We start from the raw sequence: 15,480 nt of genomic DNA, 5'->3' as shown, positions 1-15,480 counted from the left end.
TAAATATATAGTATGAAACGTTTTTTAACTACAATTTTATGGCTTTGTGCTACTTATGTTGGATTTTCACAAACCACAATAGGGGTGAAAGTGAATACTCCATTACATTCTTTTAATTTTTTCAACGAGCTCACCTCTAACGAAAATTATGATATTGAGATTTATCCGCGAATTGCTGCGTTTAATTCAGGTGTATTTGCACATTTCCAACTCGCCAAACGTTGGGCATTACAAACTGAAGTGCTTTATCGCAGAGAAACATTGTCATTCCGTCCTAAAGATAGCAGTTGGGATTACGAAGAACGCCCTTATTACGAGTTTGATTACTTAGAAATCCCTCTTATGATACAATTCGAGGGCAAAAAACCCGTTAGAGGATTTACACAGTTAGGTTTTTCACCCAAAATTAGTACAAGAGCAGCTTTTAGAGATAAAGGAAGCAATGAGGTGCAAGATATGAAATACTATTTTGGCACAGGACAACTACACATCAACTTCAATATAGGAGGAGGGTTGCTCGTAGAACGCTCCAGATGGTTGTTGTTTGCCGAAGCACGTTATTCAGTTAATCTCACCAAAATGGCAGCGAATAGCAGTTCTCCTTATTTAAATTTCATAGAAGCGAGAAATCATACCTTTACATTTTCGTTAGGTGCAGGCTATAAATTCTCTAAAAAGAAAAACAATACTCCTCCTACTGAAGAAGTTATCACACCTACTGAAGAAGTCGTAGCTCCTACTGAAGAAGTAAATAAAGAACCCATAACCGAATAATCTTTAACTAAATATATTATGAAACGCTTTTTAACTACAATTTTATGGCTTTGCGCTGCTTATTTGGGCTTTGCACAAACTGCGATAGGGGTAAAAGTAACCGACCCACTGTCGGTTGTTAGCTTAATAACTCCTTTATATACAGCAACCAATGTTGATATAAAAACCTACAATGCCTTTGTTAGCCTTGGAGGATTCGTTCGTATTCCTTTAAAAGAGCGTTGGGTATTACAAAGTGAATTGCTTTTTAAGCACGAGGCTGTGCGTTTTAGAATAGAGAATAGCAGCAAAGATTCTTATTATAGATTTGAATACTTGGACGTGCCTTTCTTAGTACAATACGAAGGTAAGAAAGCGTTTAGAGGTTTTGGTTTTGTAGGTTTTTCACCTAAAATTCTCTTCTCTTCTGCTTTTTATGATGCTTCTAAGAATATTACTTATGGAGGAAGTTCCCAATTTAATACAGTGATGTTGATGGGACATATTGGAGGAGGCGTGCTATTTGAGCGCCCTAAATGGATTTACACAGTTGATGCTCGTCTTTCTACCAATATAACGAACTTAGCATCGGGAATCCGTACAGAATATATCAATTTTGATAAAGCGAGAACATTTGTGTTTGGCATTTCGTTAGGCGCAGGCTACAAACTCTCTAAAAAGAAAAATAATACTCTTCCTACTGAAGAAGTCGTAACTCCTACTGAAGAAGTTATCACACCTACTGAAGAGGTAAATAAAGAACCCATAACCGAATAATCTTTCACTAAAGATATTATGAAACGTTTTTTAATTACTGCTATGCTTTTAAGTATTTCGGCATTTAGCTATAGCCAAATAGCCGTAGGGGTGAAAGTTGCTAATCCGTTTGTAGCAGTTAATGTAATGAAACATCAAATTGCAAATACACCTAAGGGGATTAGAAACGGAGGAGGTATTTTTGGTGAGTTTTATATAGGGGCTTTTAATATAGGAGCTTTTATGCGAATACCTCTAAAAACACATTGGGCACTACAAACCGAAGTGTTGTTCAAGCGTGAAGGGGTTTGGTTTTTTCATCAAGAGGAAACAATAGAAGAACTTCTCTCTGATCGCGGAGTATATAAATTTTGGTATGCTGAGGTTCCTATCCTGTTACAATGGGAAGGAAAGCGCACCGTAAGAGGTTTTGCTCAATTAGGAGTGTCTCCTAAATTCTTAACTTCAGCAAAGTATTCTGCAGTTTTAGAAAAAGGCGACCATAATGTTACGAGCTCTTTTAATAGGGTTGTTCTCAATTTAAATGTTGGGGGAGGTGTTTTATGGAACAGAAGAGATTGGGTTTTTACTGCTGATGGAAGACTCGCTACCAACCTTACACCACTTACCTCTAAAAAGAACACCCCTGATATTGATTTCAGTAAGGCACAAAGCTATTATTTTGCGTTTTCTTTAGGGGCAGGTTACAAACCTTTTAAAAAGAAAGCATTGCCTTTAGAAAGGGCTATTCCTCAGGAAGAGCTCCCAACAATTACTAATGATAGCATTCCTGCTGAGGTGAATACATCACAAGAACAAGAATTTTAGTTTTTTAACTCATATATTATGAAACGTTTTTTAATCATCATCATTTTTTTGAGTGTTACTACATTTAGCTTTGCGCAAACTGCGATAGGGGTGAAAATCAATAGCCCTGCAAGTACTTTTACGATTATTACACCCATACAATCGATGGAAGGGTATAACGTGGAGTATTTTGGAAAAACAGGCGTAGTGAACTCAGGGTTATTCTTGCGAATACCCTTTAAAACTCATTTCGCTTCACAAATAGAGTTGATGTATAAGCGCGAGGCGATTCCGTATCGCCCTGAAGGCTCTGATTTAAAATTGCAAGACCGCCGTCACATTCGTTTTGATTACTTAGAAATGCCTTTCTTATTACAATTTGAGGGTAAAAAGTGGTTTAGAGGTTTTGGACAAATAGGATTAGCTCCTAAAATCTTGCTTTTGGCATCGTATTCTGAAAAACAGAACAGTGAGAAGTTTAATATGACGAAATATTTCAACCAAGCTTCACTTAGTTTCCACGTAGGTGGAGGAGTGATGTGGGAGATTCCTAAATGGATTTTCACCGTTGATGCTCGTTTTTCTACGAACCTTACCCCCCTTACCAATCAAGAATACATTCCTCATCTTTATTTTAAAGATGCTAAAAGTTACTATATTGCTATTTCTATAGGTGCAGGTTTAAAACTCTCTAAAAACAAGAATGAACAACCTAATGTTCAAGAGCCGGTATATCCTTCAAGTGAAGAACCAGTATACCAAGAGGTAAAAGAAGAGCCTGCACCCCAAGAAGTAAAAGAAGGGGAATAACGCTTATCAGTGTCCTAAAATCAGGATTTCATCATCGTTTAAAAGGGTATCGTTGCGGAAGCGCAGAAGTATTTGCGCAACCGTAATGGTATCTTTTTCGCAATAGGTAGCTATACGGTCGATATCACCTTCGTTGTAGAACACATTGCGCACTTCGCAGCCATCGATATCGTCTTTAGGAGAGGGTATGCCCAAAATATGAGCTAAGAGTTTCAGTGAAGTATAGTGTTTGTAATCGCCGAATTTCCACATTTCCATTGTATCGAGATGAGGGATTTCCCAAGGTTTTTTGCCAAAGAGCTGTAGCTTTTGCGGAATTTCTATCCCGTTGATAATCATACGGCGGGAGATATATGGAAAATCGAATTCCTTGCCGTTATGGGCGCAAAACAATTTATTAGGACGTGAAAAATGTTCGTTTACTAATCTGCTGAAATCTTCTAACAAATTCTTTTCTTCACCTGTGAACGAGGTTACTCTAAAGGTGCGTTGCTGATGCCTGAATGAAAAATACCCTACTGATATGCACACAATTTTCCCGAACTCAGCCCAAATACCTGCGCGGTCGTAAAATTCTTCAGCAGAGAACTCTTCCTTGCGTTGGTAACGCGTTTTTTCTTCCCAAAGCATTTGAGCTTCAGCCGACAATTCGCTGTACTGCTGGTGTAACGGTACAGTTTCTATATCCAAAAAAAGTATATCGTCTAAGTTGAGTTTGTGAAGCATTACTGTTTTTTTATCTGAAAACGAATATAGGTAATGGGTTTGCCTTGTTCTAAATAGAACTGTTCGTAGAAGGTTTTAATTTCGGTTACTTCTGGGGGTACACCATCGCTGTTGTAGATATTGTGATTGGCATAGAGCACTTTATGTCCTGCTCCGTGTAACAAGCCCAAGGTATAACCGTGCATAAACTCACTATCGGTTTTGAGGTGCACATAGCCATCGGGGGCAAGGATACGCTCGTAACGCGCGAGAAAATCGGCATTGGTGAGGCGGTGTTTGGTGCGTTTGTATTTTATTTGCGGATCGGGGAAAGTAATCCATATTTCACTCACTTCATCAGGGGCAAAGCATTTTTCGATGAGTTCTATTTGAGTGCGGAGGAAAGCTACATTGGCGATATTTTCTTCTATAGCAGTTTTAGCTCCTCGCCAAAAGCGCGCTCCTTTGATATCTATTCCTATAAAATTCTTCTCGGGATGACGTTTGGCTAATCCTACTGAATACTCGCCTTTGCCACAGCCCAATTCTAAAACTATAGGGTTGTTATTCTTGAAATAGAGTTCATTCCAACGTCCTTTATAGGCAAAAGCATCGGTGAGGAGTTCGTTGCGTGAGGGCTGAATTACATTAGCAAAGGTTTTATTTTCTTCGAATCGTTTGAGTTTATTTTTGCTTCCCATAGGTAAGTGAAAAGTGAATAGTGAAAAGTGTTAGGGCGGCAAAGATAGCAATATTTTTTTAATTACAGTTTTCTTCTTTGCAGTGGCAATTTTCGGTATCTATTTCAAAAGTGCTGTGGGTAATTCCTTCGTGAGAGAGTGAGTGTTTTAGTTCAGCTTTGATGGTCATAAATTCTTTTAGAGTAATACATTCTTTGAGTACCAAATGGGCTGTTAAGGCATTTTGAGCACTGCTCAGTGCCCATATATGGAGGTGATGCACGCTTTCGACCATTGGATGTTGTTCTATCAATTGTTGTATGTGAGCTTGGTTTATATTCTGAGGGACGCCGTCTAAAATGAGTTTTACGCTTTCTTTTAAGAGTCCCCAAGTAGAGAAGAGAATCACGATACCCACCATAAAACTACTGATAGGGTCGGCGATATACCAACCGGTAAAGTACATAATTGCACCTGAGATAATCACCCCTACCGATACTAAAGCATCGAGGAGGAGGTGTAGGAAAGCCCCTTTGATATTGATGTCGTTTTTTTGACCTTTATAGAAGAGGAAAGCCGATAGCCCGTTGATAATCACCCCTATAAAGGCTGTAATCACAATAGCAGCTCCAGCCATTTCGGGAGGATTGGAAAGGCGTTCAAAGGCTTCGATAAAGATTTTTATCACGATGTACATCAGCAGTACCGCATTGATAAGTGAAGCGAGGATAGACGCTTTTTTGTAGCCATAAGTATATAGCTGGGTAGCAGCGTGGTGAGCAAGTTTCATTCCGATGAGTGAAATCACTAAACTAGCAACATCGCTCAGATTATGACTTGCATCGGAAATAAGCGCTAATGAATTGACTTTAAACCCCACTACAAATTCGATAAGGGTATAGAGCAAATTGAGCCCAATACCTATGTAGAAAGCGCGGTTGAGAGCACTTAGATCGGTTACTGTATGGTGGTGATGATCGTGGTCGTGGTTGTGGTCGTGTGAATGTTCCATAATACTTCTTTTTTAGGTAAGAGGTAAGAGATAAGAGATAAGAATTGGGGCAAAGGTACAAATTTATTTAGAAATAATCTCTATTTAGAGATGTTTTTTCAAAGCCTAACCCCCGCTGGAGGTGTTGTGGAGAATCTCAGAAAATCTTGGAAAATCTCGGAGAATCTTGGAGGTGGGAGGGGTGGTGTAAATAGTTTCTTTATTTTTTTAGAATACGTTTTTTATATTGGTAATAGGCAATCGCTACCAAAACGAGTACAATAAGCCAATAGTTATTAGGAGATAACTCAAATTTGTGTTCTTTTTGTTTGAGTGATTGGCGTTTGTGGAAATGCAGGGTTCTTTGTCGTAGATGAAGTACCTCATTTTGTTGCAGACTATCGGTGTATTCACGCAGGTGTTTTAGACGGGTAGTGCTGTGGAGTTGTACTTGGGTACGCCCCGTGCTATCCTTAAACGATTCAAGAGTGAGATGCACTTCTTGCAGGCTGTTGAGCCATTCGATGCTGTGTAATACGGCGTGTTGTTGCTGGTAGAGGCTATCAAGTTGCTCACGCATTTGGAGAGTTTCAGTTTGTTTGATTTTGTGCGTTTTACAAGATAGCAGAAGTGAAAAAAGCGATAAAAAGAGGATTTGTTTCATTTTGATAGTTGTTTTATGATTTTTTTGAGTTGGGTAGCATAATCGGGGGCGGTAGCATAACCAGCACGAGCGATGGCTTCGGCAAATAAGTAAGGGTCGGTTTTGACCTTTAGAGCCTCTGCGTAGCGAGGATTGTGCAGGAAAAACAGGGCGTGATCGGTGAAAGAGGCTTCGGGAGAGGGGTATTTTTTGAACCAGTCTTTTACTTTATAGGTGTATTTGCCATCAGGACGCTTGGTAACGCTTAGTACTTCGGGGAATTTTTGTAATGCAGGGTTGCGCTGATAAGTTTGCCAATCACAAGAGAGGATTTCGGTAGTTAGCAAGAGTTGTCGTTCCTCGGTGGGCGTATTAGGTTTAGCTTTTATGCCAAAGAACATATTACCGGGAGCGTGTGTTCCCCAAGCACTTTCTAAGGCTACTTGTGCTAAAATAAAGAGGTGTGAAATGCCCGTTTTTCGTTCGGTTTCTAAAGCATAGGGTTTGTAGGTAGTTACAAAATGTGCGATTTGTTGTTCGTTGTTTGTCATTTTCTAAGTTGTTTTAAAAGGTTATCGATAGAAGACTCAAGTTCTTTGATGCGTTGGTTAGCCTCATTGAGGTCGGCAATGGCTTTGGCGTATTTTACACCTAAGTCGTCAATCATTTCGCGGTAGATGTGAATTGCCTTATCAACATTGTCTAATTCGTTAGATTGGAGTTCAACGCGTTGTTTTGGTCGGCCGAAGAGCCAGCCTACCCAGCCAGAGAGCAAGAGCCCTATAAAGGTAATGAATTGTTCTTTGAGGAGTTCCATTTTCTTTTTGATTTGTGGTGCAAAATTGGGGAGTTCTGAAGAAGTGGGCAAATAGTTGTAACCGGGGGTTACAGGGTTGTAACAGTAGAGGAATGGGGGATAAAAAAGGCGCGAGCTATGAGCTCGCGCCTTTAATTGTTAATTATTGTTTTATTAGTTAATCACTTATTAATTGTTGTGATTCCGCCACTTAGAGCAAATTCCATCGCTTTTTGGGCAGTAAAGCCTTCGGCGGGTTTTACATTCTCGGCAGAAGTAACAATTACCCAACCCGAAATAGCGTATGAATGGGGCAAATATACACTTACCATCCCCTCAAGATTAGCAAAATCCATAGAGGATTGAGTAAGGAAGCCTATGCGCCACACTTCAGGAGTTTCGTTTACACGAACCCATACGGGATTGGAAAACTTGCGTTTATCACCAACAAACGATGCTAATACCTCTTTGATAGAAGAATAGATAACTTTTACGCCAGGGATATGCGCTACCAGATAGTCCAACAAACTGACTAAGAGTTTTCCTAAGATGAGTCGGCTACCTATAAATCCGATGATTGCTGTACCTAATAACACTAATACGAACACTAAACCTGGGTAAGCCTTAGAGAGATCGGGGACGAGGTTATCAACGCTCCTGAATATCGACCAAATAATCCAAATAGTAGCACTCAAGGGACCGATAATAAGGATTCCTTGGAAAAAATATTTGATAAAAGTACTAAATTTCATTGATTGTAGGTGTTAGAGTGCAAAAGTAGTACTAATTTTCTAAACAGAGAAATTTTTATTGAGAGGGGATATGGCTAATAATAGAATTAAATTTCGTAAAATTATTTTATCACTACACTTTGCCAAAGTTGAATAAACTGATAATTAAAGATTATCTGTATCAAAGCCCGTATAATCTGTAAGCCTCTTCAAAAATAGTAAAACTATCTATTTGTTTGACTTACATTATTTTAGGTGTTTTTTTTATCAAGTTGAACTTACGTTCTTTACTAAAAAAATTGCTTTTTTAAAAAAACTATTGTATTTTTGCCCCAAATATACAAAGTTTGCTATTCCGATGAGTGATTTAAAACAATTGGTAGCCTTATTAAACGAAAAAGCCATTGCCCTACAAGCCCAATTTCAAAGTCTTAGAGAGGAAAATGGCAAATTAAAGCAAACCATTGAACAACTTCGCAGTGAAAAAACATCGCTTCAGAGCACAATCACTTCACTGAAAGAAAAAAACGAAACACTCGCTGTTGCTAACCGTATATTAGGCAGTAAAGAACACAAGAGAGAAACTAAACTGAAAATTAATACCCTTATACGCGAAATCGACGCGTGTATCGTTCAGCTTACAAAACAATAACAATGGAACAGGACGAATTGAAAATCAAACTTTCTGTAGCCGATAGGCTATACCCCCTTACCATTGTACCTACCCAAGAAGAGGGTTTTAGAAAAGCCGCAAAAAAAATAAATGATATGATTCAAGAGTTTGAAACCATTTATCAATTGCGCGATAAACAAGACGGGTTGGCTATGTGCGCTATCACCTTAGCACGACAAATAGAACAAACTCGCCTCAATGAAACCCAAGAAGATGAAACCCTCAAAAATACCCTGCAAAAGGTATACAACACCCTAAATCAAATAGGGTAAAAGCACGTACATTTACATACAAAAACTTACTGCCTATATTGATTGTCCTTTCGGTAAACTCAACATTAACATTTCACAAAAGGGTGAGTTACAGTAGCTAAAGCGTGCCGGTCTTTCAGTTGCCGGATACTTGACCTACTGAGTATCCCTAAACCTGTTTTTCAGAGTTTTACGTGAAACACATTAATCAATATAGGCATTTTTTTATATTAATATTTTATTTTTTTAAATCAACAAGATGGATAGTACAGTTATTATAAGTATTGCAGTTTTTATTATCGCCCTTGCCATAGGGTTTGCTATCGCCAAAGTGCTGGAAAAGAAGAACGCCTCTAAAATTATTCTCAACGCTCAGAATGAAGCCGACGTTCTTCTAAAAAATGCTAAAGTTGAAGGCGAAAACATTAAAAAAGACAAAATCTTCCAAGCTAAAGAAAAGTTTCTTGAACTAAAAGCCGAACACGAAAAAACAATCGCTGCCAAAGATAAAAAAATGGCAGAGGCTGAAAAACGTATCCGTGATAAAGAATCACAAGTATCCAATGAGTTAGCTCAAAATAAACGCCTGAAAGACGAGTTAGAAAAGAAAACTGAAGAAGTTGATTTCCGCCTCCAAACTCTCGACAAAAAACAAGAAGAAATCGAACGTTTACACAAAAGCCAAGTGCAACAACTCGAAGTTATCTCCGGACTCTCCGCCGAAGAAGCTAAAAAACAACTCACCGACTCTCTTCGCAGTGAGGCTCAAGCCGATGCAATGGCATATATCCAAAATACCATTGAGGAAGCTAAACTCACCGCTCATCAAGAAGCTCGAAAAATCATCATTAATACCATACAGCGTATAGGCACTGAGGAAGCAGTAGACAACTGTGTATCAGTGTTTAACCTCGAATCTGATGAAGTGAAAGGTCGTATCATCGGTCGTGAAGGTCGCAACATCCGCGCCCTCGAAGCCGCTACTGGGGTCGAAATTATTGTAGATGATACCCCTGAAGCGATTATCCTCTCTTGCTTCGATTCAGTACGCCGCGAAATTGCACGCCTCTCATTGCACAAACTCGTAACCGATGGTCGTATCCACCCTGCACGTATTGAGGAAGTAGTTGAAAAAACTACCAAACAAATAGAAGAAGAAATCGTTGAAATAGGTAAACGCACTGTAATCGACCTCGGTATCCACGGATTACACCCTGAATTGGTGAAATGTGTAGGTCGTATGAAATACCGTTCTTCTTATGGTCAAAACCTCTTACAACACTCTCGTGAGGTAGCCAAACTTTGCGGGGTAATGGCAGCCGAATTAGGCTTGAACCCTAAACTCGCTAAACGTGCCGGACTTTTGCACGACATAGGTAAAGTGCCACAAGTGGAAACCGAAACCCCTCACGCGCTCCTCGGTATGGAATGGGCAGAGAAATATGGCGAAAAACCCGAAGTGTGCAATGCTATTGGGGCTCACCACGACGAAATAGAAATGACTTCATTGCTTTCACCTATCGTACAAGTATGCGATGCTATCAGTGGAGCACGTCCAGGAGCACGTCGCCAAGTACTCGATTCGTACATTCAACGCCTCAAAGACCTCGAAGATGCAGCCTTCACTTTCCAAGGTGTGAAAAAAGCTTATGCTATTCAAGCGGGTCGTGAGTTGCGCGTAATCGTAGAAAGCGAAAAAGTAACCGATGATAAAGCCGCAGAACTATCATTCAACTTATCACAAAAAATCCAAACTGATATGACCTACCCAGGTCAAGTGAAAGTAACGGTAATCCGTGAAACTCGTGCTGTGAATATAGCGAAATAGAAATGACCTATATACAAAATTACATATACCAAATCATCGCTACTGCCATTGTATTGGTGGTTTTCACTGCCTTGCGCTATTTGGTGAACTCTATCATCGAAAAGTTTGGCAAAAGAGCAGGTTTAGGGGTGAGTCGTACGAGTTTGGTTAAAAAATATATAAATTATTTTATCTATGCGTTGGCTATTCTTACTATTGTCTCTATTTGGGGAATAAAAACCGAACAACTCTTCTTGTTCGTTACTTCAGTCCTTACTGTAATAGGGGTAGCTTTTTTTGCTCAGTGGTCTATACTCAGCAATATTACAGCAGGCATTATTGTGTTTTTCTCTTCTCCGTTTAGAATAGGCGATACTATCAAGATTTTAGATAAAGATTTTCCTATTGAAGCTAAAATCATAGATATCAAATCGTTTTATACGCTATTGAAAACTGCCGAAGGTGAACAGATAAGTTTGCCAAACAATCTTTTGTTACAAAAAGGAATTGTAATTGTCTCGGAAGAGGAATACGCAGTAAAACTAAAATCCTAATACCACTGTAAATAACTAAAACAACCTAATTGATATGCTAACCAAATACATCAAACGTTCTGTTATTATAGCCATCGCATTAGCGATAGGGCTCTTGCTCTATTGGTTTCTTCCTTATGAAGAACCTACTAAAAAAGGTTTGGCTTTACTTGCCTTTGTAGCAATTTTATGGCTTACTGAAGCCTTACATATTACTGTCACGGCACTTTTAGTGCCTGTATTGGCAATACTTTTAGGATTAGAGAATACTAAAAGTGCGCTACAGGCTTTTGCAAACCCTACAATCTTCTTGTTTTTTGGTGGTTTTGCCATTGCTACAGCCTTAAGTGTTCAAAAACTCGACCAATATATCGCTCATAAGGTGATTTCTTTGGCGAAAGGGAATTTTATGGTAGCAGTATTCCTTTTGTTATTGGTTACCGCTGTTCTCTCTATGGGGATTAGCAATACAGCTACAGCCGCGATGATTATCCCTTTGGCTATGGGAATGCTCAAAAACATTGACTATGAAACTAATAAAGGTACCTATGCCTTTGTGATATTGGGGATTGCTTACAGCGCGAGTATAGGTGGTATGGGTACTTTGGTAGGTAGCCCACCTAATGCGATTGTCGCTTCTCAATTGGACATCACTTTTGCCCAATGGTTGCGCTATGGTATGCCTACAGTTTTAGGTTTGTTCCCTCTGATGATTGGAGCAATGTATGTGGTATTTCGCCCTAAGCTGAATATCAAGATAGAGAGTGAAGCAATGACTGAAAAACTGAATACTAAACAGTATCTCACTATTCTCATCTTTTTAATTACAGCCCTTTGCTGGATATTTGGCGATGTAATCAATGAGGTGATTACTTCTTTCTTGCATATCGAAAAAATAAAAGATTTTGATGCTGTGGTAGCAATGATTGCTGCCGTGTTTGTGTGTTTGTTTGGCGTTGCCGAATGGAAACAAATACAAGAAAACACCGATTGGGGTGTGCTAATGCTCTTCGGAGGCGGACTTTCATTAAGTGTAATCCTCACTCAATCGGGAGCGAGCAAGGCACTCGTAGAGTCGGTGCAGTTCCTTATTTCTGATAGTAGTTACTTTGTCATTGGAGTTGTGGTGGCTACTTTTATCATCTTTCTCACCGAGTTTACTAGCAATACCGCCAGTGCAGCATTATTGGTGCCTATCTTCATTTCGGTAGCCGAAAATATGGGACTTAACCCGTTAGGACTTTCACTCATCATAGGTTTAGGAGCATCTTGTGCCTTTATGTTGCCCGTTGCGACTCCGCCTAATGCCATTGCTTATGGTACCGGTAAAGTGCGTCAGAAGGATATGGTGAAAGCTGGTTTTGTACTGAATATACTTTGTATTATCTTTATATCGGCAGTGGCTTTTTTCTTTTGGAATGACAAATTATAGGAGATACTAAAAAAGCTGCCTGAATATTGTGCTCAGGCAGCTTTTTCTTTTATCTCTTACTTATTCAAAACCTTCTTTAGGGTGAAAGTCGCTAATACTAAATACACTAAACAGAGTCCCCACATTCCCAGCCAATAAGGCATAATGGTAGTGAGGTGAGCCCCCATTTGGGTGATGGAAATAAATCCTTTTGCCCCTAAGGTGGTAGGCACGATATACGAAAAGACATTTAGCCATTGTGGCATTGCTACTGAGGGCCACGAAAAGCCAGTGAGCATTACCGATGGCAACGAGGTGTACATAATGAGCATAATCGCATCTTCACGTCGGCGTACAAAGTTGAGCAGACAAAGCCCCATAAACACTATCGAAAGGATAAAAGGTATCATAAATACCAAGGTGCTGAGCATTGAACTGCGTACTGGAATGCCAAACAATGGCATTATAATTCCTAAGATAATGAGCAAAATTACGGTTGAAAATCCTAAATAGGTAGTAGCTTTACCCATTACAATAGGTAGTGCTCCCCAGAAGTTATGCGAATTAGGGTATATTTTGCGTAGCTTGTTACCTTCGCGCATTGTACCTCCTAAAATGCCTACTGCTGTGAGAATGGTAGTTTGGAAAATAATCACCAACACTATGGGAATCAAGAAAGTAGCATAACCCGATGAAGGGTTGTACAAACTCACTACTTTAGCACTCACAGGCATTGCTTCCTCACGTGCTTGGGTAGGGAGCTTGCCTTGAGCTGAAGAGCGTTTCATTTCCACGCCCGCATTGAGGTAGGCAGCCGAGAGTTTCGCTGCAGTGAGTATTTGCTTGTAATAGAGCATATACGAGGCATCGGCGTAGACTGATATGGCGGGTTGTTCCCCGCGTTGTAAGTCGCGTGCAAAACCGTTAGGAATGGTTACGATACCGCGTATTTGCTCGCGCTGAAAAGCCTTTTCTGCTTCGCTGAGGTTGAGATAGCTGCTGTAGATAGCCACGCCACTATTGGCATCTATCATACGCAATAGCTGACGACTTTGCGCTGTATTATCTTCATCAACTACTCCAATAGGGAGCTTTTGTAGCGTTTCTTCGGAATAGAGGTAGGTGTACAAGAAAGAGACTACTACCGCTACGATAACAAACGAAAAGAACACCGCTTTGTCGCGGAATATGTATTTGGCTTCCCAGAGCATTGCACGGGTGAAGTCAGCTGAACTTTGATATATATAACTTCTAAATTGTTTCATATCCTCCTGATTTTATTTTCTTTACAAACATAGGGTAGGCAACTATCAGCAATAAGCCGAAGAGCAACAAGGCTAAAAGGGGTTGCCACGTCATCTCTACAGGTATCCCTTTGATCGCACGATTTACGTAGTATTTCATAAAATGAGCATAGGGAAAAATTTGTGCTAAATACTGCATACTCTTTGGTAATCCTTCCATCGGAAAAGTATAAGCGGCAAATGAGAAGGCAATCGCTGTAAAACCACTGCCTATGGTGAGTGCCGACCTAAAATTAGGTAGGAGAGAGACGAGTGTAATCGCGATAATCTGATAAATGATGACTAAAGCAAAAGTGATAAGCACTACGTTGAACATCGGGATGTGGAGGGGTGCGCCTATAAGCCCAAAAAGGAGATAGTTCATCCACCACGCGACAAAGAGGAGCACTAAAGTATAAGGCAAGAGTTTGCCTATCAAGGCTTTTAGCGGACTGCCGCCTGCCTTTTTGAGCCACTGTTTCCCTTGGCGGTAACGGAATTCTACTCCTAATACATACACAGTTACCATCATCACAATCATTTGGAGCATCATAGGCAAAAGTGCTGTGAGCAGGTAATAGGCATAGTTAGCATAAGGGTTAAATAATCCGTGGTCGTCTACCTTTACGGTTTGAGCTTCGGCACGTACCTTCTCGGTTTGTTGCCCTTTTTGCATTTTCTTTTTCATCACCAGTCCAGCAGAGAACATTCCTACAGTAGTTTGAAAATCCTTTTGGATAAGACTTGCCCCCAGCATAAACTGACTATTGGTATAGCAAATCACCGATTGGTTTTCACCTTTGAATAGTTTCTGCTGAAAGTCGGCAGGGATAACGATAAAGCCCATTATCTGCTGTTGCTGGATAAGTCGTTGGGCTTCTTGTTCATCGGTGAGTTTGATTTTCAGGTTGATGTTTGGGGTAGCATCAAGCATACGCAAAAGGTTTTCGGACAGCTGACTTTGGTCGTAATTGATATACGCCATAGGCAGGTCGCGGGGTACTCCTTTGTAGAAAATAGCCGCAAAGAACCCAAAGATAACCAAGGGAAACACCAAAACGTAAAACAGTCGTTTGGGTGATAGGAAAAGGTTTTTGCATTCGGTTTTAAAATATTTCATAGTATAATTAGCAAATTAGTTCATTTGAATAGCTTTGAGAAAGCCTTTGGTGTGTAGGGTATAGAAAAATTGTATATTCTCTTCGGGGACATCGCCTAAAGCACGCAGTACACTTACCGCAAAATGCAATGCACTATCCCCCTTGGCGGTTACTACCTTGTGATCAGTTACGGCTTCATTGGCGGTAAGTACGAAATTCTCGCCATTGGTATAAAGCACGGCATCTTTTATCTCATCAAAAGTATTAGCGGTATGCTTTACATCATTTAGCAAACCATTCTGCACTATCACAAATAGCTCCTAATATTTTGCCACTGGCTTTTATCTTTTGGGCAAGGGTTACCAGCTGAGAGGTTTGCTCCTTAGAAAGATTATGTCACGAACCTTCTGCCCCAATAAATACAAGAGCCGAAATATCTTCGGGAATTTCCCAGATACTAAGGTCGGGTAAGGCTTTGAGATTGCCGATGGAGGTTTTCACCTCTTTATCGGTTGAAGCATACAAAACAGTGTATTGCTCTGTACCTAATTGTTTTTCGCCAAGGGCAGCAGAAAGATAAGCAAGTTCCCAATTGGCAAACTTGTCTAAAATGATGAATATGATTTTTTTCATACGATGTTATATGTGTTTCTAAAAAAACTGTCCTAAAAGTTCCATTTTGTGGGGGCGTTTGCAAAACGCCCTTACAATGTGACTAAAAGTGATTGATTATCAGATTTATAGGATTTT

General features: G+C 39.9%; 20 protein-coding genes. 9 read left to right on the top strand and 11 right to left on the bottom strand.

Annotated elements, in window-relative coordinates:
* Positions 1–12: 12 nt before the first annotated feature.
* From I7X29_RS11975 to I7X29_RS11960, 4 genes are read left to right on the top strand one after another with little or no spacing between them, the layout of a single operon-like run.
* Positions 13–774, top strand: a complete 762-nt coding sequence (locus I7X29_RS11975) for a porin family protein (RefSeq protein WP_198474985.1) — start codon at positions 13–15, stop codon at positions 772–774.
* Between the two features lie 18 nt (positions 775–792).
* Positions 793–1,530: a porin family protein gene (locus I7X29_RS11970; protein WP_198474983.1), complete on the top strand. Its 738-nt coding sequence runs from the start codon at positions 793–795 to the stop codon at positions 1,528–1,530.
* An 18-nt stretch (positions 1,531–1,548) separates the two neighbouring features.
* Complete coding sequence (locus I7X29_RS11965; protein WP_198474981.1) at positions 1,549–2,337, top strand: porin family protein; 789 nt, start codon at positions 1,549–1,551, stop codon at positions 2,335–2,337.
* 18 nt (positions 2,338–2,355) lie between these two features.
* A complete protein-coding gene (locus tag I7X29_RS11960; RefSeq protein ID WP_198474979.1) occupies positions 2,356–3,126 on the top strand; it encodes a porin family protein in 771 nt (256 codons plus the stop codon).
* A 6-nt stretch (positions 3,127–3,132) separates the two neighbouring features.
* Here I7X29_RS11960 and I7X29_RS11955 read toward each other — a convergent pair whose 3' ends face one another.
* From I7X29_RS11955 to I7X29_RS11925, 7 genes are all read right to left on the bottom strand, one after another.
* Entirely contained in the window at positions 3,133–3,852 is a 720-nt protein-coding gene (locus I7X29_RS11955) for a 3'-5' exonuclease (protein ID WP_198474977.1), read from the bottom strand.
* Positions 3,852–4,532, bottom strand: a complete 681-nt coding sequence (gene trmB / locus I7X29_RS11950) for a tRNA (guanosine(46)-N7)-methyltransferase TrmB (protein ID WP_198474975.1) — start codon at positions 4,530–4,532, stop codon at positions 3,852–3,854. The genes I7X29_RS11955 and trmB overlap by 1 nt, the downstream gene beginning before the upstream one ends.
* A gap of 58 nt (positions 4,533–4,590) precedes the next feature.
* Complete coding sequence (locus I7X29_RS11945) at positions 4,591–5,523, bottom strand: cation diffusion facilitator family transporter (RefSeq protein WP_198474974.1); 933 nt, start codon at positions 5,521–5,523, stop codon at positions 4,591–4,593.
* Positions 5,524–5,722: 199 nt separating this feature from the next.
* The gene (locus I7X29_RS11940) at positions 5,723–6,166 is read right to left on the bottom strand and encodes a hypothetical protein (protein ID WP_198474972.1); all 444 of its coding nucleotides are present in this window, start codon (positions 6,164–6,166) and stop codon (positions 5,723–5,725) included.
* Positions 6,163–6,696, bottom strand: a complete 534-nt coding sequence (locus I7X29_RS11935; RefSeq protein ID WP_088593564.1) for a glycoside hydrolase family 73 protein — start codon at positions 6,694–6,696, stop codon at positions 6,163–6,165. The genes I7X29_RS11940 and I7X29_RS11935 overlap by 4 nt, the downstream gene beginning before the upstream one ends.
* Positions 6,693–6,962 carry a hypothetical protein gene (locus I7X29_RS11930; RefSeq protein WP_034555243.1) on the bottom strand — a complete coding sequence of 90 codons (270 nt, stop codon included), beginning with the start codon at positions 6,960–6,962 and terminating at the stop codon, positions 6,693–6,695. The genes I7X29_RS11935 and I7X29_RS11930 overlap by 4 nt, the downstream gene beginning before the upstream one ends.
* Positions 6,963–7,123: 161 nt before the next feature.
* A complete protein-coding gene (locus I7X29_RS11925) occupies positions 7,124–7,693 on the bottom strand; it encodes a DUF502 domain-containing protein (protein ID WP_088593565.1) in 570 nt (189 codons plus the stop codon).
* A gap of 337 nt (positions 7,694–8,030) precedes the next feature.
* On the opposite strand from I7X29_RS11925, the gene I7X29_RS11920 reads away from it, so the two are divergent.
* The 5 genes from I7X29_RS11920 (at position 8,031) to I7X29_RS11895 (ending at position 12,368) form a co-directional block, all read left to right on the top strand.
* A complete protein-coding gene (locus I7X29_RS11920; RefSeq protein ID WP_198474970.1) occupies positions 8,031–8,324 on the top strand; it encodes a hypothetical protein in 294 nt (97 codons plus the stop codon).
* Positions 8,325–8,326: 2 nt separating this feature from the next.
* Positions 8,327–8,617 carry a cell division protein ZapA gene (locus tag I7X29_RS11915; RefSeq protein ID WP_088593566.1) on the top strand — a complete coding sequence of 97 codons (291 nt, stop codon included), beginning with the start codon at positions 8,327–8,329 and terminating at the stop codon, positions 8,615–8,617.
* A 238-nt stretch (positions 8,618–8,855) separates the two neighbouring features.
* Complete coding sequence (gene rny / locus I7X29_RS11905) at positions 8,856–10,424, top strand: ribonuclease Y (RefSeq protein ID WP_088593567.1); 1,569 nt, start codon at positions 8,856–8,858, stop codon at positions 10,422–10,424.
* Between the two features lie 2 nt (positions 10,425–10,426).
* The gene (locus tag I7X29_RS11900) at positions 10,427–10,957 is read left to right on the top strand and encodes a mechanosensitive ion channel family protein (protein ID WP_198474968.1); all 531 of its coding nucleotides are present in this window, start codon (positions 10,427–10,429) and stop codon (positions 10,955–10,957) included.
* Positions 10,958–10,991: 34 nt separating this feature from the next.
* A complete protein-coding gene (locus I7X29_RS11895) occupies positions 10,992–12,368 on the top strand; it encodes an SLC13 family permease (RefSeq protein WP_198474966.1) in 1,377 nt (458 codons plus the stop codon).
* A gap of 56 nt (positions 12,369–12,424) precedes the next feature.
* On the opposite strand, the gene I7X29_RS11890 is transcribed toward I7X29_RS11895, so the two are convergent.
* The 4 genes from I7X29_RS11890 to I7X29_RS15460 form a co-directional block, all read right to left on the bottom strand.
* On the bottom strand, positions 12,425–13,612 hold the full coding sequence (locus tag I7X29_RS11890; RefSeq protein ID WP_088593570.1) for an ABC transporter permease: 1,188 nt from the start codon (positions 13,610–13,612) through the stop codon (positions 12,425–12,427).
* Positions 13,599–14,750, bottom strand: a complete 1,152-nt coding sequence (locus I7X29_RS11885; protein ID WP_198474964.1) for an ABC transporter permease — start codon at positions 14,748–14,750, stop codon at positions 13,599–13,601. Before I7X29_RS11885 ends, I7X29_RS11890 begins: the two co-directional genes overlap by 14 nt.
* 15 nt (positions 14,751–14,765) lie before the next feature.
* Complete coding sequence (locus I7X29_RS15465) at positions 14,766–15,041, bottom strand: type 1 glutamine amidotransferase family protein (protein WP_225883738.1); 276 nt, start codon at positions 15,039–15,041, stop codon at positions 14,766–14,768.
* A gap of 85 nt (positions 15,042–15,126) precedes the next feature.
* Positions 15,127–15,363: a DJ-1/PfpI family protein gene (locus I7X29_RS15460; RefSeq protein WP_225883737.1), complete on the bottom strand. Its 237-nt coding sequence runs from the start codon at positions 15,361–15,363 to the stop codon at positions 15,127–15,129.
* Positions 15,364–15,480: the final 117 nt, after the last annotated feature.

Origin of the sequence: Capnocytophaga periodontitidis (assembly GCF_016126015.1) — a bacterium.
Lineage (GTDB): Bacteria > Bacteroidota > Bacteroidia > Flavobacteriales > Flavobacteriaceae > Capnocytophaga > Capnocytophaga periodontitidis.
Note: the sequence above shows the minus strand (reverse complement) of the source record. Positions and strands in the feature narration are given on the sequence as shown.